The 20987-nt window shown below is 61.1% G+C and carries 24 protein-coding genes and 1 tRNA gene; 7 read left to right on the top strand and 18 right to left on the bottom strand.

Features of this window, described 5'->3' with window-relative positions; genetic code table 11:
• Nucleotides 1-98 precede the first annotated feature (98 nt).
• The 16 genes from RT21_RS02635 to panM form a co-directional block, all read right to left on the bottom strand.
• A complete protein-coding gene (locus RT21_RS02635; RefSeq protein WP_046161506.1) occupies nucleotides 99-578 on the bottom strand; it encodes a thermonuclease family protein in 480 nt (159 codons plus the stop codon).
• Between the two features lie 1358 nt (nucleotides 579-1936).
• On the bottom strand, nucleotides 1937-2305 hold the full coding sequence (locus RT21_RS24030; RefSeq protein WP_234463446.1) for a hypothetical protein: 369 nt from the start codon (nucleotides 2303-2305) through the stop codon (nucleotides 1937-1939).
• A 237-nt stretch (nucleotides 2306-2542) separates the two neighbouring features.
• Nucleotides 2543-4294 (bottom strand): DUF927 domain-containing protein, encoded by a 1752-nt coding sequence (locus RT21_RS02645; protein WP_046161507.1) that lies wholly within the window; start codon nucleotides 4292-4294, stop codon nucleotides 2543-2545.
• Nucleotides 4291-5220, bottom strand: coding sequence for a toprim domain-containing protein (locus RT21_RS02650; RefSeq protein ID WP_046161508.1), 930 nt, complete (start codon nucleotides 5218-5220; stop codon nucleotides 4291-4293). Before RT21_RS02650 ends, RT21_RS02645 begins: the two co-directional genes overlap by 4 nt.
• A 3-nt stretch (nucleotides 5221-5223) precedes the next feature.
• Nucleotides 5224-5541 (bottom strand): hypothetical protein, encoded by a 318-nt coding sequence (locus RT21_RS02655; RefSeq protein WP_046161509.1) that lies wholly within the window; start codon nucleotides 5539-5541, stop codon nucleotides 5224-5226.
• Nucleotides 5538-5771 carry a hypothetical protein gene (locus tag RT21_RS02660; protein WP_046161510.1) on the bottom strand — a complete coding sequence of 78 codons (234 nt, stop codon included), beginning with the start codon at nucleotides 5769-5771 and terminating at the stop codon, nucleotides 5538-5540. The genes RT21_RS02655 and RT21_RS02660 overlap by 4 nt, the downstream gene beginning before the upstream one ends.
• Entirely contained in the window at nucleotides 5768-5926 is a 159-nt protein-coding gene (locus RT21_RS23755; RefSeq protein ID WP_177327044.1) for a hypothetical protein, read from the bottom strand. Before RT21_RS23755 ends, RT21_RS02660 begins: the two co-directional genes overlap by 4 nt.
• A 299-nt stretch (nucleotides 5927-6225) precedes the next feature.
• The gene (locus tag RT21_RS02665) at nucleotides 6226-6531 is read right to left on the bottom strand and encodes a helix-turn-helix domain-containing protein (protein WP_046161511.1); all 306 of its coding nucleotides are present in this window, start codon (nucleotides 6529-6531) and stop codon (nucleotides 6226-6228) included.
• Nucleotides 6532-6753 (bottom strand): helix-turn-helix transcriptional regulator, encoded by a 222-nt coding sequence (locus RT21_RS02670; protein WP_046161823.1) that lies wholly within the window; start codon nucleotides 6751-6753, stop codon nucleotides 6532-6534.
• 101 nt (nucleotides 6754-6854) lie between these two features.
• A complete protein-coding gene (locus RT21_RS02675) occupies nucleotides 6855-7679 on the bottom strand; it encodes a DUF6387 family protein (RefSeq protein WP_046161512.1) in 825 nt (274 codons plus the stop codon).
• A 98-nt stretch (nucleotides 7680-7777) separates the two neighbouring features.
• Complete coding sequence (locus RT21_RS02680) at nucleotides 7778-8986, bottom strand: tyrosine-type recombinase/integrase (protein ID WP_046161513.1); 1209 nt, start codon at nucleotides 8984-8986, stop codon at nucleotides 7778-7780.
• Nucleotides 8987-9195: 209 nt separating this feature from the next.
• A tRNA-Phe gene (locus RT21_RS02685) sits at nucleotides 9196-9271 on the bottom strand.
• A gap of 162 nt (nucleotides 9272-9433) precedes the next feature.
• Nucleotides 9434-9706, bottom strand: coding sequence for an oxidative damage protection protein (locus RT21_RS02690; protein WP_046161514.1), 273 nt, complete (start codon nucleotides 9704-9706; stop codon nucleotides 9434-9436).
• The gene (mutY, locus tag RT21_RS02695) at nucleotides 9703-10785 is read right to left on the bottom strand and encodes an A/G-specific adenine glycosylase (RefSeq protein ID WP_046161515.1); all 1083 of its coding nucleotides are present in this window, start codon (nucleotides 10783-10785) and stop codon (nucleotides 9703-9705) included. Before mutY ends, RT21_RS02690 begins: the two co-directional genes overlap by 4 nt.
• Nucleotides 10782-13004 carry an AsmA family protein gene (locus RT21_RS02700; RefSeq protein WP_046161516.1) on the bottom strand — a complete coding sequence of 741 codons (2223 nt, stop codon included), beginning with the start codon at nucleotides 13002-13004 and terminating at the stop codon, nucleotides 10782-10784. The genes mutY and RT21_RS02700 overlap by 4 nt, the downstream gene beginning before the upstream one ends.
• A 174-nt stretch (nucleotides 13005-13178) precedes the next feature.
• Nucleotides 13179-13577, bottom strand: a complete 399-nt coding sequence (gene panM / locus RT21_RS02705) for an aspartate 1-decarboxylase autocleavage activator PanM (protein ID WP_046161824.1) — start codon at nucleotides 13575-13577, stop codon at nucleotides 13179-13181.
• A 173-nt stretch (nucleotides 13578-13750) separates the two neighbouring features.
• On the opposite strand from panM, the gene hisB reads away from it, so the two are divergent.
• The 7 genes from hisB to RT21_RS02740 all read left to right on the top strand — a co-directional run bounded on the left by hisB (nucleotide 13751) and on the right by RT21_RS02740 (nucleotide 18788).
• Nucleotides 13751-14344, top strand: coding sequence for an imidazoleglycerol-phosphate dehydratase HisB (hisB, locus tag RT21_RS02710; protein ID WP_019341947.1), 594 nt, complete (start codon nucleotides 13751-13753; stop codon nucleotides 14342-14344).
• Nucleotides 14344-14982, top strand: a complete 639-nt coding sequence (gene hisH, locus RT21_RS02715; RefSeq protein WP_045423460.1) for an imidazole glycerol phosphate synthase subunit HisH — start codon at nucleotides 14344-14346, stop codon at nucleotides 14980-14982. Before hisB ends, hisH begins: the two co-directional genes overlap by 1 nt.
• A complete protein-coding gene (locus tag RT21_RS02720) occupies nucleotides 14982-15242 on the top strand; it encodes a DUF2164 domain-containing protein (protein WP_046161517.1) in 261 nt (86 codons plus the stop codon). Before hisH ends, RT21_RS02720 begins: the two co-directional genes overlap by 1 nt.
• A 35-nt stretch (nucleotides 15243-15277) precedes the next feature.
• Complete coding sequence (hisA, locus tag RT21_RS02725; RefSeq protein WP_045431504.1) at nucleotides 15278-16021, top strand: 1-(5-phosphoribosyl)-5-[(5-phosphoribosylamino)methylideneamino]imidazole-4-carboxamide isomerase; 744 nt, start codon at nucleotides 15278-15280, stop codon at nucleotides 16019-16021.
• A 99-nt stretch (nucleotides 16022-16120) separates the two neighbouring features.
• Complete coding sequence (hisF, locus tag RT21_RS02730) at nucleotides 16121-16891, top strand: imidazole glycerol phosphate synthase subunit HisF (protein WP_046161518.1); 771 nt, start codon at nucleotides 16121-16123, stop codon at nucleotides 16889-16891.
• Nucleotides 16892-16984: 93 nt separating this feature from the next.
• Nucleotides 16985-17731: a substrate-binding periplasmic protein gene (locus RT21_RS02735; RefSeq protein WP_045423466.1), complete on the top strand. Its 747-nt coding sequence runs from the start codon at nucleotides 16985-16987 to the stop codon at nucleotides 17729-17731.
• A gap of 310 nt (nucleotides 17732-18041) precedes the next feature.
• Nucleotides 18042-18788 carry a substrate-binding periplasmic protein gene (locus tag RT21_RS02740; RefSeq protein WP_046161519.1) on the top strand — a complete coding sequence of 249 codons (747 nt, stop codon included), beginning with the start codon at nucleotides 18042-18044 and terminating at the stop codon, nucleotides 18786-18788.
• Between the two features lie 4 nt (nucleotides 18789-18792).
• On the opposite strand, the gene RT21_RS02745 is transcribed toward RT21_RS02740, so the two are convergent.
• Together RT21_RS02745 and RT21_RS02750 are read right to left on the bottom strand one after the other, a co-directional pair.
• Nucleotides 18793-19605 carry a divergent polysaccharide deacetylase family protein gene (locus tag RT21_RS02745; RefSeq protein ID WP_101152835.1) on the bottom strand — a complete coding sequence of 271 codons (813 nt, stop codon included), beginning with the start codon at nucleotides 19603-19605 and terminating at the stop codon, nucleotides 18793-18795.
• 3 nt (nucleotides 19606-19608) lie between these two features.
• On the bottom strand, nucleotides 19609-20946 hold the full coding sequence (locus tag RT21_RS02750; protein ID WP_046161520.1) for a S41 family peptidase: 1338 nt from the start codon (nucleotides 20944-20946) through the stop codon (nucleotides 19609-19611).
• Nucleotides 20947-20987 lie beyond the last annotated feature (41 nt).

Raw genomic sequence — 20987 nt, forward strand, 5'->3', positions numbered from 1 at the left:
AAGTTAAACTAAATGCAAATGACTTGCATTAAGATTGTGTTGCTAGTTGTTTGCGTTGTGCGTTAGCTGTTACGCCGGTCAGTTATGAGCGATTTGTATCAACGGCTGCTGCGTTGCTGCTCGCGCCATTCCCACGGAGGCAGCTGATCCGCTTTGGGTAACGACCACAGGCCCCGCCCAAGCTCGCGCGCGACTGCCTCCAGATTGAGAAGCGCCCGGTCATCGAGGTGGCCGCGGTTGGCCCATGCATTCCCAGTCCTGACCAATTCAGAATTGATCTCACTGTCACCGGCCCTAACCCGCGCCAAAGTCCGTTCCGCATCGTCGCGACCCTTAGCTGTCAGCGTCACGGTTTTGCCGAAGATATAACTGGCAAGTGCTTGGCGCGCCTGGCTCCCATAAGGTTGTCGGAGCTCCGGGGTATCGATCTCGGCTAACTTCACCCTGACATGCTCACCTGAAGCATCAAGGCAGCTGAAGGTGTCGCCGTTGGCAATACCTGTCACCCGGCAATCGAACGACGCCGCAAATGCAGGCAGGGCTGAAAAGAGCAAAGAGGTTACTAAAGCGCGCAGCATGACGGCATCCGTAGGGATCGGGCGGGCGCGGGAGCGTATCAGCCGGATTGGTTGCCGAACCGGAGCCATGTCTCATGAGCAAGCCGGAGTCACGTTCGCAAATGACGAACCGTGAACTGAATCAGGCCAAGTGCCGCTGGGATTGAAGGCTGATGGATGGGCATGTTTTCTGGGCAACAAAAAACCCGCACTAGGCGGGCTTCTTGTGGGCTTTCGGGTGGTTTTGGCACCACCTGAAATTAATAGATGGTGCCAGGGACGGAACCGAACTGTGCGCTGAAACCTGCGTGCCGTAAGGGTTTCGCTTGTGTGCGGTAAATAATCTACGCACAAATCTACCCGCTTTTTCTTTTGCTGCCCCTGTTTTGGGGTTGCTGGTCGCTGTTGTGCCTTGGTGTTTTCTTAGCGTCCTCCGGCCTGCTGTCAGCGTCGGAATCTAAACCCTATCTACTTTGGAAGAGGTGCCGGGGCGCTTGATAGCCATTGATTGTTTTTTAGCCTCCCCCCTTGGGGCAAACTTGGGGTTCCTACCCGTAATCGCCCCGTCACCCTTGCTAGAACCTTGCTGTGTCGCCTTGCGCTAATCGTCCGGCTACGCCATTGGCTCACCGTGTCCTTACCGTTTCGTCTTGCGGTGATCTTGGGGTTACCTCGCCCTAATCTCGCCCTCGTCTTACCGCTCCGACTCGTCACCGGGGCTGGTCACCCTTGCCCTAACCTTGCCGTCCGCCTCACCCTGATATCACCCTCGTGGCCTCGCGTGCGTGCGCGTACTGGTCACCAAACCGGCTTTCATGGGGTTGATTCCACGAAACGGGGTAGTGCGTGGAAAGTGCGCGTGAAAAATGCGTGCCTTCCGTGCGTACCAGCTTGCGCGCCAGGACTGCGAACCAATAGCGCGAACATTGCGAACCGCTGTCGTGATCGGCTTATCGGGTCATGCGGGGAATGCGGATTTTGGGGAAACAAGAATGTAGCTCCCCCTATCGTTCGGGAAAGCGAAGCGATGAACTTTCAACCCACCCCCTCCCCGCAACGGGTCCTTCCGGTAGGGCGGCAGGGGTGCGGGTGATTCGTGCCGTGACCTTTCGCTATGTACGGAGCTGGCTGGCGGGTTGGTTGTTGTTTCGTTGGCTGGCTCCAGGCTTCGCAGCTCGGGCGCTGTTGCTGGGTAATAGGCCAACTTGCGCCGGTCGTTTCCGCGTGGCTGGTAACCGTTGCGGGCTTGCTGGCGGGGCTTCCAGCTGAAAGCGGAACCGGAAGCGGTGGAAGCCCCAAAAAATCCGTATGAAGCGAAAGGGCGGGGCACGAATCACCCCCATAGGCCCACCCCGTCAGGAGGACCCAAGGCCACCCCTCTAGCTATCGGCAAAAGGCGTCGCGTTGTAGATGGCGCGAAGTTCGGTGCCGGTCTGGCAGTAGCGGTTTGTCGGCGCATAGCAGGCCCGGCAGGACATAAGGTGGCTCATGTATTGGTCACGACGCTGACGCCATTCAGGTGCTGCCGTGGCGGCTGTAACAATGTATCGAGTCGGGTAGGTGGGCTGCGCGGTTGCGGCAGCGATGCCGTCCGCATGGGCTGGTGCTTCCAGTGCGGCGGGTAGGGCTTGGGCGCTGGTTTGTTGCTGCGGATCGTTGGCGGCAGGATGGACGGGCGCCGTGTCTGGTAATGGCTGCTGGTCGCTCGATAATCCCAAGTTCTCGGCAAGCTGGCGAAGTGCGCTCATTTCACTTTCCTTTCGTGTTTTGCCGTGGGGACAGAGGGGACAAAGGGGGCAGCCAGTAACGGCGCGGGCTGTAGCTGTCCCCTATACCTTTCGTTGGGTGGGGACAGTGGGGGCAAACTGCCCGGCCTGTCCCCACTGTCCCCTTGCCTTTGCAGCGGGTGGGGACAGTCCCAGCCCTTGCGGCACTAGGGCGCCCCCACTGTCCCCGGTGTCCCCAGCGGGATATGCAAGGTTCGTTTACTGTTCTGGCTCTAGCCTGGCGGCGTCGATCCAGTACAGTTTTTCCTTGCGCCCGCTGGGTAGCCGCTTGGTAGCTTGTGCGCGGCCCGGTTCACGTTTGGCAATCGCCCCGACCGATTCCAGCGCCAGCACTGCGCGCCCCAGGTCGTAACCCTTCGCGGCTTCCTCCAGGCCGGGGCGGTTGAACAGGTACAGGCGTCCGCTTGGGCTGTCTTCCCAATATCCGGCGCGGTCCCTGGCTTCGCCTTGTGGATCGTCGGCGGATGAAAACCGGGTGTCGCCGTGGCGGGCTAGGAAATCAGCGACGGCGCGCAATATCTGCCGATCCTCGCTTGGGCCTTGCCCCCGGCCTGCTCGCCATACTTCAAACAGCCCCAACATGGCATCTCGGGCGGTTCCGACCGGAAGGGGCAGCACGCCAAAGCTGATAGCCAGTTCGCCAGCCATTGCCACCAGGGCGAAGCGTTCAGCGGCTCGGCTTTCTTGGCCGCTGGTGCTGGGGTACTGCGCGCAGAATTGCGCCAGCAGCGCGGGTAAGTCGTCCTGCTCGCCAAGCTCCAGCAGCTTGCGGATGAACTGCGGCCCGGCGTGCCCGTAGTGGGTCACGCTGGCGCGTTGGATAGCGTCGGAAAACTCCCGGCCCCCGGTCATGCCGTGCAATTGATCCCAGGCACCGAAAGCGCGGCGGGCGGGTATATCCAGCAGGCGGATCTCCTGCCCCGCCCGGCTGCGCTTGCCGCCTTCGGCCATCAGCGCCGATAGCCCTAGCTCACCAGACGAAAACAGCATGACGCGCCAGCGCTTCGCAGCCCTTGCCGAACCGTTGCGGCTGGCTCTGGCCTTGCCGGTGCCGTTCGCCATCGCGTAGACCACAGCGCCGATTTCTCGTGGGTCGGCTTCGCCTATCTCATCCAGCGCCAGCAGCGTGTCATTGCGTTGGCTGGCGATACCTTCCAGGCCGTTGCCGGTAGCCCGCCAAGTGCGTTTGAAGTCCTCGCCGTGCCCCCATACCGAAGCCCCGGCCAGAATGGCGGAACTCTTGCCGGTGCTGGAATCGCCGACGATGTGAAAGCCCCCGCCTTGCCGTTGGACGTGGTACAGCAGCGGCCCCGCCAATGAAGCGCACACGCTCAGCACCAGCAGCGGGTTGCCTTCGCACTTGGTCCCGATGTTGTCTTGCCAGCCTTCCAGTGTCCCGCCTTGGCGGTAGTCGTCACCGTTTGCGGCTTCGCTCTGGAATATCGCTTTGCCCTTGCCGATGTTCTGGCGCGGCATGATGAATAGCTCTCGCGTATGCCATCCGGTAGACGTGGCCGCTATCACGCGATCTTTCGGGTATTGAGCGGCGATGTACTGGCAGACCTTGGCGCGGCGCTGGTAATCAACGTCCAGGCCCATGCCCAGCAGAACGGACAGGATCGAATCGGGCTTGCCCGCCAACAGCTCGTTGGGCATTGCCCAGGTCAGTTCGCGGCGGTCGGCATTGCGGAATCGCAACAGGCGTCCGTAGTCGCCGTCCTGGCCTTCGTTTCTGGTGACGGCTTCGACATGCAACGGCCCGCACAGCCACTCATCGAATGGCAGGAACTCCCCGCCTTGCTTGTCTTGCCGGTGGCCGTGATGCCAGACCCCGGGGCGCAGCTTCACGCCGTCCAGGGTGATGGTGTGGTCATAGACGCGATAACAGGGGCGCTCTATAGCTGGCGCGGCGGCTTCCGGCACAATCGGGGTAACGGTGGCTGCGCTCATGGTGCGGCCCTCCAGTTGGCTAGATCGTTGAAGTCCGAAAGCTCCAGCGGGGCATCGGCGGGGAAGGGGGGCAGCACCAGACCACAGCCCAGCACGGCAGCGGCTTGAGTGGCTGCGGTGCGTCCGGGGTTGCCTTTGCCGTCAGCCTCGGTCTGGCGGTCGTCATCCCCAGCGATAATCAATGGGCTGTCCGGGTGGTGCCGTTGAAGCTGGCGCCCGACTTCCAACAGGTTGCCCGCGTTCATCGCGCAGGCCACGGCAGTGCCGGTTTCGGCATGGATGGTTGCCCCGGTTGCCCAGCCTTCGCAGACGTACAGCGGCTGGCCTGCCTCCAATACGCCGATGGGCGAATAACAGCCTTTCACCCGGCCACCAGATAGGAAACGTTTACCGCCGTCCGCAGCGATGCGTTGCAGGTTGCATAGGTAGCCATCGGCATACAGCGGCACCAGCAGAACGTCACCACGTTGGCGCAGGCGATGCGCGACGGTTCCTTTACGGGTCAGATAGGGGTGATCCGTCGCAGCCGGTTGGGCCTCGCTCCAAAGCGTGCCCGCATAGCTGGCTGTCGCAATCTGGCGCCGGGTCTGGTCCGCTTCGCGTTGCTCCCGTGCCTGCTCAACCCGCTGGCGGATCAATTCGGCCTCCATTGGATCGGCGGGCTTGCGGCTGGTCCAGGTGCTCGAGCCTCCCGCTTTCCAGCTTCCGAACGCACCCGACGCGATGCCGTCCAAGTGCAAGACATACCAGCCATTTAGCGTGCCGGGCTTGTCGTCTGGCACGCGGAAACGGTGAATGGTGCCGTCTGCTACAGGCAGCCAATCCAGCGGCCCGAACGTCGCTTGCAGGGCGTCGCGAAAGGCCAGTTCGGCTTTCTCCAAGCAAGCCGATCCCCTCGGCGAATGGACGCCGTTTTGAATGGTCATGGTTTAGCCCTCTGCGGTCGGGGTCGGTGCGGTGGACTTGCGGCGCTCTAGTTCGTACTCGGCGCCGTTGGCTACGTCCACAAGCCTGCCGGACAACATGCCCAGCGACTTGATAAGCCAGCCGATATCGCGGGCGGTATCGTCCATTAGCTCGCCAGCGTCAGCCGTGAAGGCCAGCAGCTCGCCAATGGCGGCGATGCCGTGCGTTACCGTCATGGCCTCACATTCAGCGGTGCGCTCGATGGCTTCCAGCTCGTCGGCGGCCAAGGGGGTGAGGCGCGAAGGGTCGGGCAGTAGGTGATTCCAGCAGGCGGCCTTCATTTCAGCCCCTCCGCACGCTTGATGCGCTCGGCTTCGCAATCCATGTAGTTGCTTAGGTCATCGGCCAAGTACTGTCCCAAGCCAGCGAGTGCGGCAACGTTGTGCCCTTTGTTGTGTCTTGCATCGAGTGTGATTGAGCGCATAAGGGCGGCAAGCCAGGTGCCGTGTTCGCGCGAATAGGTCGCCAGGTCGTAGGCGTCGATTGCGTCCACTTTCTCGACCGTGCTCATCGCGCACCCCCTACGGTTTCCAGGGTACGGGCGCGGGCCATCGCTTCGTTGTAGCGGCGCAGGCGGACGGACAGGGACGAATCTGCGCGCAATGCGGCAAGGGCGCGGGCCTTCCAAGCGGCGGCATGGGTGGACGGGGTGCGGGTGGTTTGCATGGGTGGTGCTCCTTTTGCTGGGGAGCTGTCACCGTTCGCGGCCAAGCGAATTAGGGTGGCAGCTGTACGCGGGTTGGCCGACCGGGGCAAAAGGAACCCGGCATACCCGAAGGTATCCCACGCACAGCCGCCATAACTCGATACGGCAGGCACAAAAAAAGCGCCTGCTATCGGGTCGGGGCGCTTGAGCGCCTTTTGCTTGTTCGACCGGCCAAGGTCGGCCACGGGATTGACCGTGACGGACGAACCATAGCGCCGCTGGCGCTGGCTGACAAGGCAGAGATGGGGCGTTGAGGCGGTCATGCGGCAGCGCTCCCTGCTTCAGATGTGGTCCGCAGGTAATAAAGCGCGATACCGCTGTGATTGCGCCCGTGGTCGTCAATCAAGGTGATGCGCTGGGTTTCGATAGGGAAGCCCGCTTCGCGTAGCTCCTTGATGCGTGCGGCTGGCATCAGAATATTTAGCTCTCGACGCGCCGTGATCGTGTCGATGGGGCCAGCCTTCAGCCTGGCGAGCAAGCGGGCGCGTTGCGCTTCGGAGCTGGTATTATGGTGCGCTGTATTCTTGGGGCTGGCCTGTTGGTCGGCCTTTTTTTTGTCGGTCATTTATGCAGCCTCCCCGCGTTGGGCGGCCATCTCATCGCACCAAGCCAGGATTTCCGACTCGTCCCAGGCTACGGATTTCGGGCCGAGCCGGATTTGCTTCGGGAAGGTTCCGGCAGCGATGCGCCGGTAAAGTTCGGATGTGGAAAAGCTGGTGTAGTACTTCACCTTAGGCAGCTTGATAAAGCGGCGGGGAAGTTGGGCGGGGTTGGTATGTGCGGCCATATCGTGTGCCTCTCGGGCTTTGTTGAACACGATTGGCATTGAATACAACAACCAGAGCGGTTTCGATCCGAGTTTCAGTGAGCGAAAGTTTCCGGAAAGTTTCAGAGACCGGAAGTTTCCGTTTCGGCTGGCTTTTTGGAGAAAGCTACAGCCCTAAGCCCTGACAGATCGCGCATTAAATCCGCTGCTAACGGGGCGATGGTCTTGCGTAGGTTTGCCTCGCCTGCGTCATAGTGGCTTATGGCTGCGCTCATGACACGATCAGGTATGTGGGTGTGGGTCTCCATTCCCCAGATCATTAGGTCAAGGTAAGGCAGCAGCCCATAACGCGCCCAGCGGCCATAGAGTGGCTTTTGGCGCTTTCCGGAATCACTCTGGCGGAATGACCTAGCCTCTTTTAGCCAAGCGGTAAAGGCGTCTCTTAGCAGTGAGTCGGGCGAATTTAGATCGACCTGAATGACCGCAGCAGGCAAGGCATAAGGGCTGTAGAAGTCGATTTCGACGGGCAGCCCTGCAACGCTCATCGCAGAGTTTAAAGGATATTGCGAGTCCCCTATGGCAGCCCAACGGCTTGCCATCTCGTCGGACCCACGCCCATCCTTGTTTGCTATTTCGTCTCTAATTCTTTGCATCAGCAGATCTGCCACATTCACGTTTCGAACTGGCTGAATGTGTAAGTCTGCGTATTCATTCCGTGACGGGTCGATAGGCATTTCCCTAATCGAATCGGCAACCCCCGAGTGAACCGCAACCACAAGGTCGCTCTCCCACATCGGCATTGCTCCGAGGGATTGGTAAGCCCGAAACAATGTCCGCCGCATTTCTAGCTCCGCAAGCCAGTCGGTCGCACTAAGGTTTTCGCACTCGCGGTATCTATCTAAATTGAACCATTCTGGTAGGTCTTCTACTCGGTCAATCTTGGCCACCGCTCGCCCTCCCAGGCGCCCACTTCCTGAATAATCGGCTGGTCAGGCGGGTGGGAAGTCCGCTTTTCGCTCCGTCGAGCTAGGCCAGCCAAAAACCGTTAAGCCTTGCGCTTGATGCTCACCACGTTGGTGCCGCCACATTGCGCGTCTATCGAATCAGCCCAGGCTTGCATCATTTCCCGGCGCTGCTCCAGGTAGGTGGCGTGGTTGTAGGTGTCGCGGATTTCGTCGTTGTCGCCGTGCGCTAGCTGGCGTTCGACCCAGTCGCGGTTATAGCCGCGCCCGTTGAGTTCGGTGCTCAGCAAATGGCGGAAGCCGTGGCCGGTCTGGCGCCCTTCGTAGCCCATCAGGCGCAGCGCCTTGTTAATCGTGTTCTCGCTCATTGGCCGGTCGGGGTTTTGCTGGCCTGCAAACACTAGCGGGTAATCGCCTGTGATTTCCTTGAGCTGGCGCAGGATGGCAACGGCTTGGCGGGGCAGGGGCACCACATGCGGGCGGCGGGCTTTCATGCGCGCTTTCGGAATGGTCCAGGTGGCGCCGTCCAGATCGAACTCCGACCACGGCGCTTGGCGCAGCTCACCAGGGCGAACGGCAGTCAGCACCAACAAACGGATGGCGCAGCGGGTCAGGGTGTTGAGCGTGGTCGATTCGATCTTGCCCAGCAGCTCGGGCAATTCGGCAAAGGCAACGTGCGGATGATGGCGGGTCGCTTTTGGCGGTGCGGCTACCACGTCCAAATCGGTGGCGGGGTTGGCTTCGACTACGCCACTCGCCAGACCGAAGCGGAATATCTGGTGTAGCCACTGGCGAATCTTGCCAGCGGCATTCAGGGTGCCCCGCGCTTCGACCTTGCGCACGAGTTCGACCAGTTCCGGGCGGGTGACGGCTTTGACCGGGCGGGCACCGATGCCGGGTATCAGATCGTTTTCCAAGTACAGCTTGGCTTTGTAGGCCGTGCTTTCGGCCCAGCGTGGCGCGTTGTAGGCGTACCACTCCCGCGCAAGCGTCTCGAATGTCACGCCATCGGCCCGTTGCGCCTGTCTGGCGGCTTTTCTCTGCTCGCCGGGGTCGGTGCCCTCGGTTAGCAGCTGGCGTGCCTCGTCGCGCCTCTGGCGGGCTTTCTGGAGCGTGACGGCAGGATAGGTGCCAAGCGCCAGCATCTTTGCCTTGCCGTCGAAGCGGTAGCGATAGCGCCACAGCTTGGAGCCGGTCGGCGCCACTTCCAGGCATAACCCGTTGGCGTCCGTGAGCCGGTATAGCTTTTCCTTCGGCTTGGCGGTGCGGATGGTGGTATCGGATAAGGCCATTGCAATTCCCTCGCAAGCCGCGCCAGTCGGGCGCCCCATTGTGCCGCTGTGAGTAGATTTTTAGACCGAACCGGCTCTACTCACGAATCTACGCACTATTGTTTGGGCTTACAAGGGAAGGGTAGGGAAGTGCAGACAACAAAAAACCCGCACTAGGCGGGCTTTTTGTGGGCTTTCGGGTGGTTTTGACACCACCTGAAAACGAAAGGTGGTGCCCAGGGACGGAATCGAACCGCCGACACGGGGATTTTCAATCCCCTGCTCTACCGACTGAGCTACCTGGGCAACGGGGCGCTATTAGACGGATTTGGCTTTTGTCTGTCAAGCACGGCTTTGGAAATATTTAGCAAGAACGGGCATTTAGCGATGCATGCCAGCGTTTGTGGTTAAAACGGTTGGCCTGGGTTGGGTAGGACGTCGCTGAGCATGTCACCCCAACCCCGCGCCTCATTCACTTGGTGGTACGTAGCCTTCGGCCTGTGCGTACTCTTCGCCCGAAAGGAATTTGTCCATCTCGGTTTGCAAGAACTTGCGGTCTTCGGCGTTCATCATGTTCAGCCGGCGTTCGTTGATCAGCATGGTTTGATGCTTCTGCCAATCGTCCCAGGCCTTTTTCGATACGTTGTTATAGATGTCTTCGCCCTTGGTGCCGGGGTAGGGAGGGCGCTCTAGGCCGGGGAGTTCTTCTTTGTACTTGCGGCAGTTCACGGTGCGGGTCATGACATCTCTCCTGCGTTCAATTCGGCAGCGGCGCGCTTGAGCAGCGTCTTTACCGGGGCGGCAAGCCCCAGTCGCGGCGGGGTGGCGAGGTTATACCAGAGCCAGTCTGGCTCGGCCACGGCGTGGGCCTCGGACTTGACCCTGATCAGCCAAGGCTCAATGGCTAGTTGGAAGTGGCTGAAGGTGTGGGTCAGGCCCGGCAGCTCGCGACGTTCTTGAAGTTGTAGGGCGTGGCGTTGGGCGAGCGGGTCGAGCGCTGCTAGGTCGTCCAGCTCCGGCAGGCTCCAGAGCCCGCCCCAGAGACCCGTCGATGGGCGACGGTAAAGGAGGATGGCGCCATCGGGATTGGCCAACAAGGGCATCAGGGTGCGCTTCTGTGGCAAAGCTTTGCGAGGTTTAGGCACCGGGAATTCGGTTTCCCGGCCCAGCAGATGAGCGCGGCAGCCTGCCTTCAGCGGGCAGAGCAGGCAGCTGGGTTTGCTGCGCGTGCAGAGTGTGGCGCCCAGATCCATCATCGCCTGTGTGTAGTGATTGACCCGGTTCTGCGGGGTCAGCCGTTCGGCCACTTCCCAGAGTTGCTTGGCGACTTTCGGTTCGCCGGGGTAGCCCTGCTGAGCGACATAACGTGCCAGGACGCGCTTGACGTTGCCGTCTAGGATCGGTGCCCGCAGGCCCATGCTCAGGCTGGCAATGGCTCCGGCAGTGGAGCGTCCAATGCCCGGCAGTTCGGACAGCTGTTCCACGTCTCGAGGAAATTCACCGCCGTGCTTGCCGACGATCAGCTTGGCAGTCTTGTGCAGATTGCGCGCGCGGCTGTAGTAACCGAGCCCGGTCCACAGGTGTAATACTTCATCTTCGTCGGCATTAGCCAGTGCCTCCACCGTCGGCAGCGCATCCATGAAGCGATCGAAGTAGCCAAGCACGGTGCTGACCTGCGTCTGCTGCAGCATGATCTCCGATACCCACACACGGTAGGGCGTGATGCCTTGCTGCCAGGGCAGATCCTTGCGCCCGTGGCGGTCGTACCAGTCGAGAACGGCAGCGCCGAACTGCTCGTCGCCCAGTGCTTGTGATGTCATCGATTGAACAGGCCTTTCAGTGCGTCCTTCAGCTCAGGACTGACTTTGTCGCCCAGCTTCTCTTCGATGGTCTGATTGAGCTTGTCACCCGCGAGCCGGGCGGCGATTTTGCCGAGGCGGTCATTGTCGAAGCGACAGGCCTTGGCGCCCAGTTCCAAAGGCCCGCGGCAGCGCAGCGGCCATTCGATGCCGACGTAGCGCTCGTTGACCGCACAGGCCGGGTCTGGCATCTCGCCCTTGTCGCCCTCGATGACGATGCCGACGCGGTAGTCCATGCCAAGTACCCGCAGGTCCACATCGCCGTTGCCGTTTACCGTGAGGCCGGGAATGCTGACTTTCAGGTCCGGGTTGCTGGCGACGCCATTGCGTAGGGTGAGGTTGCCTTTCAATTCGCGGAACGGCGTGTCCTTGCCGCGCGGCTCGCTGCCAAGCGGCTTGCGATTGAGGGTGGCGATGGCGCGGCAGAGCTGCTGCTCGAGGTTGGCGTCGACGAGGACACCGTTGTCGATGAGGAAGCCGATCTTGCCGTTGAGGTTGTCGATCCAGGCTTGCTGGCTGTTGCCCTGAGTGCGTAGATCGCTGTCCAGGTTAAGCAAGCCCTTGATCACTACCTGTTCGCCCTGGCTTTGCAGCAGACCTTCGATCGGGACGTGTGCCATGCGGGTCTGGGCAGTGAGCAACGGTACCTGTGGTCGAACGTCGAGGCTTGCCGAGGCTTCCAGTCGGCCGTTGTAGAGCCCTCCGCGCAACTGCTCTAGGGTTAGCAGACCGCCCGCAGTGCGTGCCTTGAGGGCAAAGTTATCGAGCGGCAGCTTCATTGCAGTGAGGTTGTCGATGTTCAAATTGACGCGCGTATCCAGGCTGCGCAGTGAGCCGACCGGCAGGACGGTTGCACTGCTCCAGGCTTGCTGGGTTGGTTTGTCAGGCAGCGGAGTAGTGCCGCTGCCTATCACAGCCGCTTCGGTGGCCTTGACCTCGCTCTGGCGCGCGGCGGCAGCCGCATCATCCTTTCCTGGTGGGGGGAGGTAGCGATCGAGATTGAACTGGTCGCCACTGAGGTCGACTCGCAACGATTGCTTGGCGAAATCGCTGACTGCGATCTGGCCGGTGAAGGTGCTGCCGTCCAGCTTCAGATTGAGCTCTTCGAAGGTCAGGCTAGTCGGGGTGCCGGCAAGACGGGTGACCAACTCGGCCTTGCCCAGCGCGGTGTTGTCGGCCATGGCCGGGAGCTGTTGGCCGATACTCTCGAGGAATTCGCGCAGGTTGAATTCCGCAATTGACAGTGCCCCGCTGATCTTCGGTTGGTTCTGCAGGTCGCGGGCTTTCAGCTCGCCAAGACCGCGTAACTGGTTGGCGGTGAACTTAAGGCTGGTCCACTCGGCGATGTCGGCCGCCAGGTCGGCCAGCAGCTGGCCTTGTGCGCTAAAGGAGAGAGTCTTGCCCTGTAATGGCTCGCCGGAGGCCTCACCGCTCAAGCGCAGGTCCTCCAACTGATAGCGCTGCAATTTGGTATCGAAGCGCAACGCGCCCTGCAATTCGGTGCGGGCGCGCATCACCGGCTTGTTGCTGCCGAAAAAGGCGTTGAGCTTGATTGGAATCGAAGTGCCTTCGCGAATGGCCCCCGTGGTTAGCTCGATGCCTTCGGCGCTGAACTGCTGCCCGCTTTGTGCATCATGGTAGGTCACCCTTGCATCGCTGATGGTCAGGCTGTCGATGTCCAATTGCAGTGGACGCCTGGTGTTGTCGGACGGCTGTTCGTCGGTGGAGGGCTCGGCCGGTTGCGCTGCTGCATTGTCGGGTGGCGGTTCGCTAGTGGTCGGACGGCCAACACCTTCCCAGTTGCCGCGGCCCTTCTCGTCGCGGTTGAGCGTCAGATTGAGTCCGTTGAGCGTGATGTCGCTCATCTGCACTTCGCGGCTCAGCAATGGCAGCACCCGGACCGAAAGACCCAGCATGCGCAGGTCGGCAAAGGGTTGTTCGGGTGTTTGCACGCTGGCCAGGGTGGTGTCGTGCAATTCCAGGCCGAGCCAGGGGAACAGGCTCCAGCCGATGTCGCCGGAGATGTCCAGTTCGAGCCCGGCCTTTTCGCGAGCAAGTGCACGGATCTCATCTTTATAGTCGTTGGGGTCGAACAAATGCGTGAGGGCAAAGCCCAGTGCGACGATAAGGAGCAGCAACCCGAGGATTACCAGGCCCAGGATCTTGCCGAGCGATTTCATGGACAGGTCCTTTGTGTTTGGTATTTCAAAAGCAGCGAGTATAACGCCGGGCGCCATGGCTGTTTGCCGTGGCTGGCGTTGGAGTGGCTAGCGGCGCCTGGGTTCCTATGCGCGCCGGTGGCACTGGCACGCACCGTGTCGGTTGCGGCTTCGCGACGAAACGCTGATCGATCACTAGATGGAGTCCAGCGGCAAATGTGCCCGTGCGGCCAATGCTTGAGCTTCTAGGTGATCTGCCGGTGCCGCCAGATGCAACTCCTTTCCGGCTTCCCGAGCTAGGCGCTGGCTCTCTTCGAGGATCCGCCTGCCCACGCCGCGACGGCGCGTGATCTCGCGCACGCACAGATGCGAGAGGCACCAGTGGTGCCCGTCGCGCTGCAGCAGGGCGGCGCCGAGCAGGCGGTCGTTAAAGCGACCGGCGATAAGGCTGCGATCGGCCAGTCCCGCCTCGATCAATGCTGCGGCGTCTGGGTGGGGCGCCAGTAGCCAGCTCGGTGCATCGGCAAAAATTTTCACCAGATCGGTGCGGTCTTGCTGGCTGGGCTCGGTTACGGCTTCAACTGATACGGGCATGGTGACCTGCGGTGCTGATTTGGATGTCCGCAGCATAACCGTGCCGGCTTACCGGCGCACGACAGCTGCCGGCGACTGGCTGTAGCAGCCGAGCCACTGGGCGCGTATCGACGAGGGTGGGTTTGGGCCTATAATGCGGCTCATTTTTCGCCCCACGATCAGCGGAGCTGTTGATGTCCGAACGTACGGCTTGCGTAGAGCGCAACACCCTGGAAACCCAGGTAAAGGCCACCATCAACCTGGACGGAACCGGCAAAAGCCGCTTCGCCATCGGCGTGCCTTTTCTCGAGCACATGCTCGACCAGATCGCCCGTCATGGGCTGATCGATCTCGACATCGAATGCCAGGGCGATCTGCATATCGACGATCACCACACTGTGGAAGACGTCGGCATCACCCTCGGACAGGCCTTTGCCAAGGCCGTCGGCGACAAGAAAGGCATGACCCGCTACGGGCATTCCTACGTGCCGTTGGACGAAGCCTTGTCGCGTGTCGTCATTGATTTTTCCGGGCGTCCGGGCTTGCAGATGCATGTCCCTTACACGCGCGCCACGGTTGGCGGCTTTGATGTCGATCTGTTCCAGGAATTCTTCCAGGGCTTCGTCAATCACGCCCTGGTCACCCTGCACATCGACAACCTGCGCGGGCACAACACCCACCATCAGATCGAAACCGTGTTCAAGGCCTTCGGCCGCGCGCTGCGCATGGCAGTGACGCTGGACGAGCGCATGGCTGGGCAGATGCCGTCGACCAAGGGTTGCCTGTAATGCAGACCGTTGCAGTCATCGATTACGGCATGGGCAACCTGCATTCGGTCGCCAAGGCGCTCGAGCATGTCGGTGCCGGGCGGGTACTGATTACCAGCGATGCGCAGGTGATCCGAGAGGCTGATCGTGTGGTCTTTCCGGGTGTGGGTGCAATTCGCGATTGCATGGCAGAGATCCGCCGCCTGGGCTTCGACGAGCTGGTTCGGGAAGTCAGTGTCGATCGGCCGTTCCTCGGTATCTGCGTGGGTATGCAGGCACTGATGGAGCGCAGCGAGGAAAACGGCGGCGTCGACTGCATCGGCCTTTTCCCCGGCCAGGTTCGCTTCTTCGGTAAGGATCTTGAGGAAGACGGCGAGCGCCTCAAGGTGCCGCACATGGGCTGGAACGAAATGGAACAGGCGATTGCCCATCCACTCTGGCACAACATTCCTGCCGATGGCCGCTTCTATTTCGTTCACAGCTATTACATCGAGGCTGGCAACCCACGGCAGGTAGTGGGTCGTGGCCACTACGGCAAGGACTTCGCTGCGGCGCTGGCCGATGGTTCGCGCTTCGCTGTGCAGTTCCATCCCGAAAAGAGTCACACCCATGGCCTGCAGTTGCTGCAGAATTTTGCCGCCTGGGATGGCCGCTGGTAATGAGCCGGGCGAAGCTCAAGGCACCGGTCCTTACGCTGGATACCGCTCAGGAGCAGGCTGCACAGCAGATCATCAAGCGCTTTCTGGAAGATCGCTTCGAGCTGGAGCTCGGCTCGTTCGAAGCTCAGGAAGTGCTCGATCTCTTCGCCCGTGACATTGCTCCGCTGTATTACAACAAGGCGATTTTCGACGTGCAGACGCACCTGAAAGAAAGGTTCGAGAGCATCGAAAGCGACTTGTGGGCGCTCGAGAAGAGCTGACCTTAACCGACACCCGATTTGAACAGGTTCAAGCCATGCTGATTATTCCCGCGATCGATCTTAAAGACGGCGCCTGCGTGCGTCTGCGTCAAGGGCTGATGGACGACGCCACGGTGTTCTCAGATGACCCAGTGGCCATGGCCGCCAAGTGGGTCGAGGCCGGTTGCCGCCGTCTGCACCTGGTCGACCTCAACGGCGCCTTCGAAGGCCAGCCGGTCAATGGCGAGGTGGTCACGGCCATCGCCAAGCGCTACCCGAACCTGCCGATCCAAATCGGCGGTGGCATCCGCTCGCTGGAAACCATCGAGCATTACGTTCGCGCTGGCGTCAGCTACGTGATCATCGGTACCAAGGCGGTCAAGCAGCCAGAGTTCGTCGGTGAAGCCTGCCGCGCCTTTCCGGGCAAGGTGATTGTCGGCCTGGATGCGAAGGATGGGTTCGTCGCCACCGATGGCTGGGCAGAAGTTTCCAGCGTGCAGGCGGTCGATCTGGCGCGCCGCTTCGAGGCCGATGGCGTCTCGGCGATCGTCTACACCGACATCGCCAAGGACGGCATGATGCAGGGTTGCAACGTTGAGGCGACCGTGGCCCTGGCCAACGCTAGCCGCATCCCCGTAATCGCCTCCGGTGGCATCCATAACATCGGCGATATCCAGAAGCTGCTCGACACCAACACCCGCGGGATCGTCGGCGCCATCACCGGTCGGGCGATCTACGAAGGCACGCTCGATGTTGCCGAGGCCCAGGCGCTCTGCGACCTGAAATACAAGGACGAGTGAATCGCTGATCAGTGGTGGATCGGTGAAACGTGATCCACCCTACCGCTACTTGCAGCTTGAAGCCTGCGGCTTGAAGAAGCTGCTTCCGGAGATAGCCCCATGGCATTGGCCAAACGCATCATTCCCTGCCTCGACGTGGACAATGGCCGCGTGGTCAAGGGCGTCCAGTTCGAGAACATCCGTGACGCCGGTGATCCGGTGGAAATCGCCCGCCGCTACGACGAGCAGGGCGCCGACGAGATCACCTTTCTCGACATCACGGCCAGCGTCGACAACCGCGACACCACACTGCACACCGTGGAGCGGATGGCCAGCCAGGTGTTCATTCCGCTGACCGTGGGCGGCGGCGTGCGCAGCGTGCAGGACATCCGTAACTTGCTCAATGCTGGCGCCGACAAGGTGTCGATCAACACCGCTGCGGTCTTCACCCCGGAGTTCGTCGGCGAGGCGGCCGATCGCTTCGGTTCGCAGTGCATCGTCGTTGCCATCGACGCCAAGCGGGTTTCTAAACCGGGCGAAACGCCACGTTGGGAAATCTTCACCCATGGCGGACGCAAGCCTACCGGGTTGGACGCGGTGCTCTGGGCGCAGAAGATGGAAGCGCTGGGCGCCGGTGAAATCCTCCTTACCAGCATGGATCAGGACGGCGTCAAGAGCGGCTATGACCTGGGCGTCACCCGTGCCATCAGCGAAGCGGTGCATATTCCGGTGATCGCCTCCGGTGGGGTCGGCAATCTGCAGCATCTGGCGGATGGGGTTCTGCAAGGCAAGGCCGATGCGGTGCTAGCCGCAAGCATCTTCCATTTCGGCGAGTACACCGTGCCGGAAGCCAAGGCGTACATGGCCAGCTGCGGCATCGTAATGCGCTGAACCGGCGCGTCGCGGAATGCTCAGAGCTGCACTTAAAATCATACAAGGACACAGCCGCCACATACCGCGGCTGCCGCATCAAGGAACTACGCCATGTTCAAGAACACGCTGTTGACGCTGGCCGTCAGCTTGTCGCTGATTACTTCTGCCGCACAGTCCGCGCCGGAACCGATCAACCTGCTCACCGAGAACTTTCCGCCCTATAACATGGCGGTAGACGGCAAGAACTTCGCGCGTGACGAAAATATCACCGGTATCGCCGCCGATATCGTTCGTGAAATGTTCAAGCGCGCCGGCGTCGATTACACGCTGACACTGCGTTTCCCCTGGGAGCGCATCTATAAGATGGCCCTGGACATGCCGGGCTATGGTGTATTCGTCACTGCTCGGTTGCCGGAGCGTGAGGACCTGTTCAAATGGGTGGGGCCAATCGGCCCGGACGATTGGGTGCTGCTTGCACGAGCCGACAGCACCATCAAGGTAGACGACCTGCAACAGGCCAGTCAGTACCGCATCGGCGCATACAAAGGCGATGCGATTGCCGAGCACCTCGCGGCGCAGGGGCTGGAGCCGTCGCTGGTTCTGCGCGATCAAACCAACGTGGATAAGCTGCAGAGCGGCGCGATTGATCTCTGGGCAACGGGCGATCCGGCTGGACGCTATTTGGCCAAGCAGCAAGGCGTGACCGGCCTTAAGCGGGTGCTCAAATTCGACAGCGCAGAGCTTTACTTGGCGCTTAACCTTGGTATTCCCGATGCAACTGTAGCCAAGCTGCAGGCTGCGCTGGAGCAGATGCGCGCTGACGGCACGTTAGACACCATCAGCAGCCGCTATTTATAGATAGTTTGCACGCCGACGTCCCCGCTCGCAGCGTAGTGGCGCTGCGATGCCCTGTATCGGAGCGCTTTCCTGAATCTCCTCAGCTTGCGCGCAGGGCTGTCCTTCCCCTGAGCCCTTCGTTTAGCGGCGTAGTTGTCGCTGATAGCAAATTGGCTCGATCGTTTGTGCGGCTCGTCACATTGCTGGGATAGCTACAGGGCGCCTGGTTCACAAGTTGCTAAACATCATAAAGGTGCGACACGCGCGTGGACGCTGCTTGGCAGTTGTCAGCGCTATGTCGCCTGGGATGTTTGCATACGGGGAGGGAGCGATGAGACGAATTCTAGTGGCCGGGCTGTTGCTGTTGATGGCTGCATCGGCCAGGGCAGAACTGCCCGATGACTACAAAATGGTGCTGCTGACCGAAAATTTTCCGCCTTTCAACATGGCGGCTGACGGTAAGAACTACGCGGCAGACCGCAACATTAGTGGGATTAACGCCGAGATCGTGCGCGAGATGTTCAAGCGTGCCGGGATCGCCTACAGCCTGACGCTGCGTTTCCCCTGGGAGCGCATCTACAACCAGGCGCTGGAACACCCGGACCAGGGGCTGTTCTCCACCACCTACACACCCGAGCGTGAACCACTATTCAAATGGGTCGGCCCGCTGGCCAGTACCGGCTGGGTACTGCTGGCCCCGGCCGGTAGCCCGATGCGGCTGAGCTCGCTCGACCAGGCGCAGCAGTACCGAATCGGTGCCTACAAGAACGACGCGGTTAGCCAGCATCTGGAAAGCAAGGGTTTCGAGCCGATCAATTCGCTTCGCGACCAGGAAAACATCAGCAAGCTGCTCAAGGGGCAGATAGACCTATGGGCGACAACCGACCCAGTCGGGCCGTATCTGGCCAAACAGGAAGGCGTAAGCGGACTGACCACGGTTTTGCGCTTTAACGACGCGCAGCTGTTCCTTGCGCTGAACAAGCAGACGCCGGATGAAGTCGTTACGCGGTTGCAGAAAGCGCTGAACGAGATGAAGAGCGACGGCGCTATCGACGCGATCATGCGCCGTTATCTCTGATGACTTATCGATACAGGCCGTTCGCGCCATGGGCGACCATGGCGCGGTTGCCCCGGGTGGCGATCATCTGACCGATGTCCACCCAATCGATACCCTGCGCTGCCAGCTTCGGCAGCTCGCGCTCCAACAGGGCAAGTGTGGCCGGGTGTGGATGACCGATCACCACAACTGAACCTTGCTTGCGGGCCAGCTGTACGGCCGCCCGAAACTGCATGGCAACGGCCTCGGGGCTGGGGTCGTCATCGAGAAAGATGTCACGCGACAGGCTCGCCAAGCCGATGCGTTGCGCGGTCGCGGCTGCAACGGTTGCCGCATTGGTACGGCTGTCGAGAAAGAACAGGTGGCGCTGTTGCAGCTGCCGCATGAGTGACGCCATGGGCTGCTGCCGGTCGGTCATCTGGCTGCCCATGTGATTGTTCACGCCGCTGGCATGGGGCACTTTTGCCAGGGCGCTGGTCAGTCGACGGTCAAGCTCGGCTGAAGGCAGCTGCGGTTGCCAGGCGTAAGGCCCGCCAGCGGGGGCCATGGGCAGATGCAACATGACGGTCTTGCCTGCCGCTTTGGCCCGCTCGGCCAAGTCCGTGGCGTTCCGGGTATCCGGCAGAATCGCCATGGCCACTGGGCCGGGCAGGGCCAGAACGCGTGCATCCCGTGCTGCGTTCTGCCCAAGGTCATCGATTACCAGCACCAGCTTCGGCATTCGCGAGACGGTTGCCAGGTGATCTGCTGCGGCTGTTTTACTGTCGCCAATCGTAGCCCCGCCGATTGCCGACAGCGGGACCAAAACCCCTACTAACAGAGCTAGAGCCCAAGGCATCCGCTACTGGCCGCGGGTGAGGTTCAACCCCTTGAGCAGATTCAGTGCCTGACCGAGTTGGTAGTCTTCGTCCTGAGGGCGCGGAGAGTCGCTGATGACCGGTGCCGTAGTAGGACGTTCCGCGCCGCCGTTGCCATTGCCGAGGTGCCCGGCCAGGTCGGCCTCGCGGATGCCTTCCGCAGCTTGTTCTCGCGTCAGTTTGGCGCGGGTGACCCGGATATCCGGCTCGATTCCCTGTGCCTGAATTGAGCGTCCGTTGGGTGTGTAATAGAGCGCGGTGGTGAGCTTCAGTGCACGGTCGTTGTTCAGTGGAAGTACCGTCTGAACCGAGCCTTTTCCGAAGCTGTCGGTCCCCATGACTACACCACGCTTCTGATCCTGCAAGGCCCCGGCCACGATTTCCGACGCCGAGGCGCTACCACCATTGATCAGCACGACCAGCGAAACGCCTTCGCTGGCATCGGCCGCGTCTGCGTTGAAGCGCAGCTCGGAGTTGGCGATGCGGCCTTTGGTGTAAACGATCAAGCCATCAGTCAGGAAATGGTCGGACACTTCCACCGCAGCCTGGAGCACCCCGCCGGGGTTGTTGCGCAGGTCGAGCACCAGCCCGTTGAGCTTCTTGCCATTTTCCTTGCGCAAGCTCGCCAAGGCCTTACCGACTTCCTCGCCGGTATTGATCTGAAACTGCGTTACGCGCAGGTAGCCATAGCCGGGCTCAAGCAGCTGACTCTTGACGCTGTTGACCTTGATCACCGCGCGGTTGAGCTTGACGGTGAACGGCTTGCCGCCCTCACGCACCAGTGACAGCGATATATCGCTGCCTGGTTTGCCGCGCATCATGCCAACCGCATCCATCATGGACATGCCCTTTGTCGGCTTGCCGTCGATCTTGACGATCAGATCGCCAGCCTCAATGCCGGCCTTGGACGCTGGGGTGTCGTCGATTGGCGATACCACCTTGATGAATCCGTCTTCGATCCCGACTTCGATCCCCAGGCCGCCGAACTCACCGCTGGTGCTCTCCTGCAGTTCGGCAAAGGCATCGGGTTCGAGGTAGGCGGAATGGGGGTCGAGGTTGCTGAGCATGCCCTTGATGGCATTTTCCAGAAGTGTCTTGTCGTCGACCGGCTCCACGTATGCGGCCTTGATCCGGTCCAGCACTTCGGCAAAGGTCCTCAGCTCCTCCAGCGGCAACGGCGCTTTTTGGGTCGCGGCGTTCAGCTGCAGCGGTTCTGGCGCGATCTCTGCGGGCAATTGCTGCGCCCAGGCGCTACCGTACATCCCTAGCATGACGGTCAGGGCTAGGGTGGAGGGTTGGGCGAAACGGCACAGGTGCAGCATGTTTGACTCCAGTTGTGAGGGGCGCGCTAACAGCCGGCTCG

Source organism: Pseudomonas sp. 10B238 (assembly GCF_000970615.1).
Classification (GTDB): Bacteria; Pseudomonadota; Gammaproteobacteria; order Pseudomonadales; family Pseudomonadaceae; genus Stutzerimonas.

What these genes read in the sequence shown, in the direction of transcription:
- RT21_RS02635 (WP_046161506.1), bottom strand. Translation starts at nt 578, where the DNA reads ATGCTGCGCGCTTTAGTAACCTCTTTGCTCTTTTCAGCCCTGCCTGCA.
- RT21_RS24030 (WP_234463446.1), bottom strand. Translation starts at nt 2,305, where the DNA reads ATGAGCGCACTTCGCCAGCTTGCCGAGAACTTGGGATTATCGAGCGAC.
- RT21_RS02645 (WP_046161507.1), bottom strand. Translation starts at nt 4,294, where the DNA reads ATGAGCGCAGCCACCGTTACCCCGATTGTGCCGGAAGCCGCCGCGCCA.
- RT21_RS02650 (WP_046161508.1), bottom strand. Translation starts at nt 5,220, where the DNA reads ATGACCATTCAAAACGGCGTCCATTCGCCGAGGGGATCGGCTTGCTTG.
- RT21_RS02655 (WP_046161509.1), bottom strand. Translation starts at nt 5,541, where the DNA reads ATGAAGGCCGCCTGCTGGAATCACCTACTGCCCGACCCTTCGCGCCTC.
- RT21_RS02660 (WP_046161510.1), bottom strand. Translation starts at nt 5,771, where the DNA reads ATGAGCACGGTCGAGAAAGTGGACGCAATCGACGCCTACGACCTGGCG.
- RT21_RS23755 (WP_177327044.1), bottom strand. Translation starts at nt 5,926, where the DNA reads ATGCAAACCACCCGCACCCCGTCCACCCATGCCGCCGCTTGGAAGGCC.
- RT21_RS02665 (WP_046161511.1), bottom strand. Translation starts at nt 6,531, where the DNA reads ATGACCGACAAAAAAAAGGCCGACCAACAGGCCAGCCCCAAGAATACA.
- RT21_RS02670 (WP_046161823.1), bottom strand. Translation starts at nt 6,753, where the DNA reads ATGGCCGCACATACCAACCCCGCCCAACTTCCCCGCCGCTTTATCAAG.
- RT21_RS02680 (WP_046161513.1), bottom strand. Translation starts at nt 8,986, where the DNA reads ATGGCCTTATCCGATACCACCATCCGCACCGCCAAGCCGAAGGAAAAG.
- RT21_RS02690 (WP_046161514.1), bottom strand. Translation starts at nt 9,706, where the DNA reads ATGACCCGCACCGTGAACTGCCGCAAGTACAAAGAAGAACTCCCCGGC.
- mutY (WP_046161515.1), bottom strand. Translation starts at nt 10,785, where the DNA reads ATGACATCACAAGCACTGGGCGACGAGCAGTTCGGCGCTGCCGTTCTC.
- RT21_RS02700 (WP_046161516.1), bottom strand. Translation starts at nt 13,004, where the DNA reads ATGAAATCGCTCGGCAAGATCCTGGGCCTGGTAATCCTCGGGTTGCTG.
- panM (WP_046161824.1), bottom strand. Translation starts at nt 13,577, where the DNA reads ATGCCCGTATCAGTTGAAGCCGTAACCGAGCCCAGCCAGCAAGACCGC.
- hisB (WP_019341947.1), top strand. Translation starts at nt 13,751, where the DNA reads ATGTCCGAACGTACGGCTTGCGTAGAGCGCAACACCCTGGAAACCCAG.
- hisH (WP_045423460.1), top strand. Translation starts at nt 14,344, where the DNA reads ATGCAGACCGTTGCAGTCATCGATTACGGCATGGGCAACCTGCATTCG.
- RT21_RS02720 (WP_046161517.1), top strand. Translation starts at nt 14,982, where the DNA reads ATGAGCCGGGCGAAGCTCAAGGCACCGGTCCTTACGCTGGATACCGCT.
- hisA (WP_045431504.1), top strand. Translation starts at nt 15,278, where the DNA reads ATGCTGATTATTCCCGCGATCGATCTTAAAGACGGCGCCTGCGTGCGT.
- hisF (WP_046161518.1), top strand. Translation starts at nt 16,121, where the DNA reads ATGGCATTGGCCAAACGCATCATTCCCTGCCTCGACGTGGACAATGGC.
- RT21_RS02735 (WP_045423466.1), top strand. Translation starts at nt 16,985, where the DNA reads ATGTTCAAGAACACGCTGTTGACGCTGGCCGTCAGCTTGTCGCTGATT.
- RT21_RS02740 (WP_046161519.1), top strand. Translation starts at nt 18,042, where the DNA reads ATGAGACGAATTCTAGTGGCCGGGCTGTTGCTGTTGATGGCTGCATCG.
- RT21_RS02745 (WP_101152835.1), bottom strand. Translation starts at nt 19,605, where the DNA reads ATGCCTTGGGCTCTAGCTCTGTTAGTAGGGGTTTTGGTCCCGCTGTCG.
- RT21_RS02750 (WP_046161520.1), bottom strand. Translation starts at nt 20,946, where the DNA reads ATGCTGCACCTGTGCCGTTTCGCCCAACCCTCCACCCTAGCCCTGACC.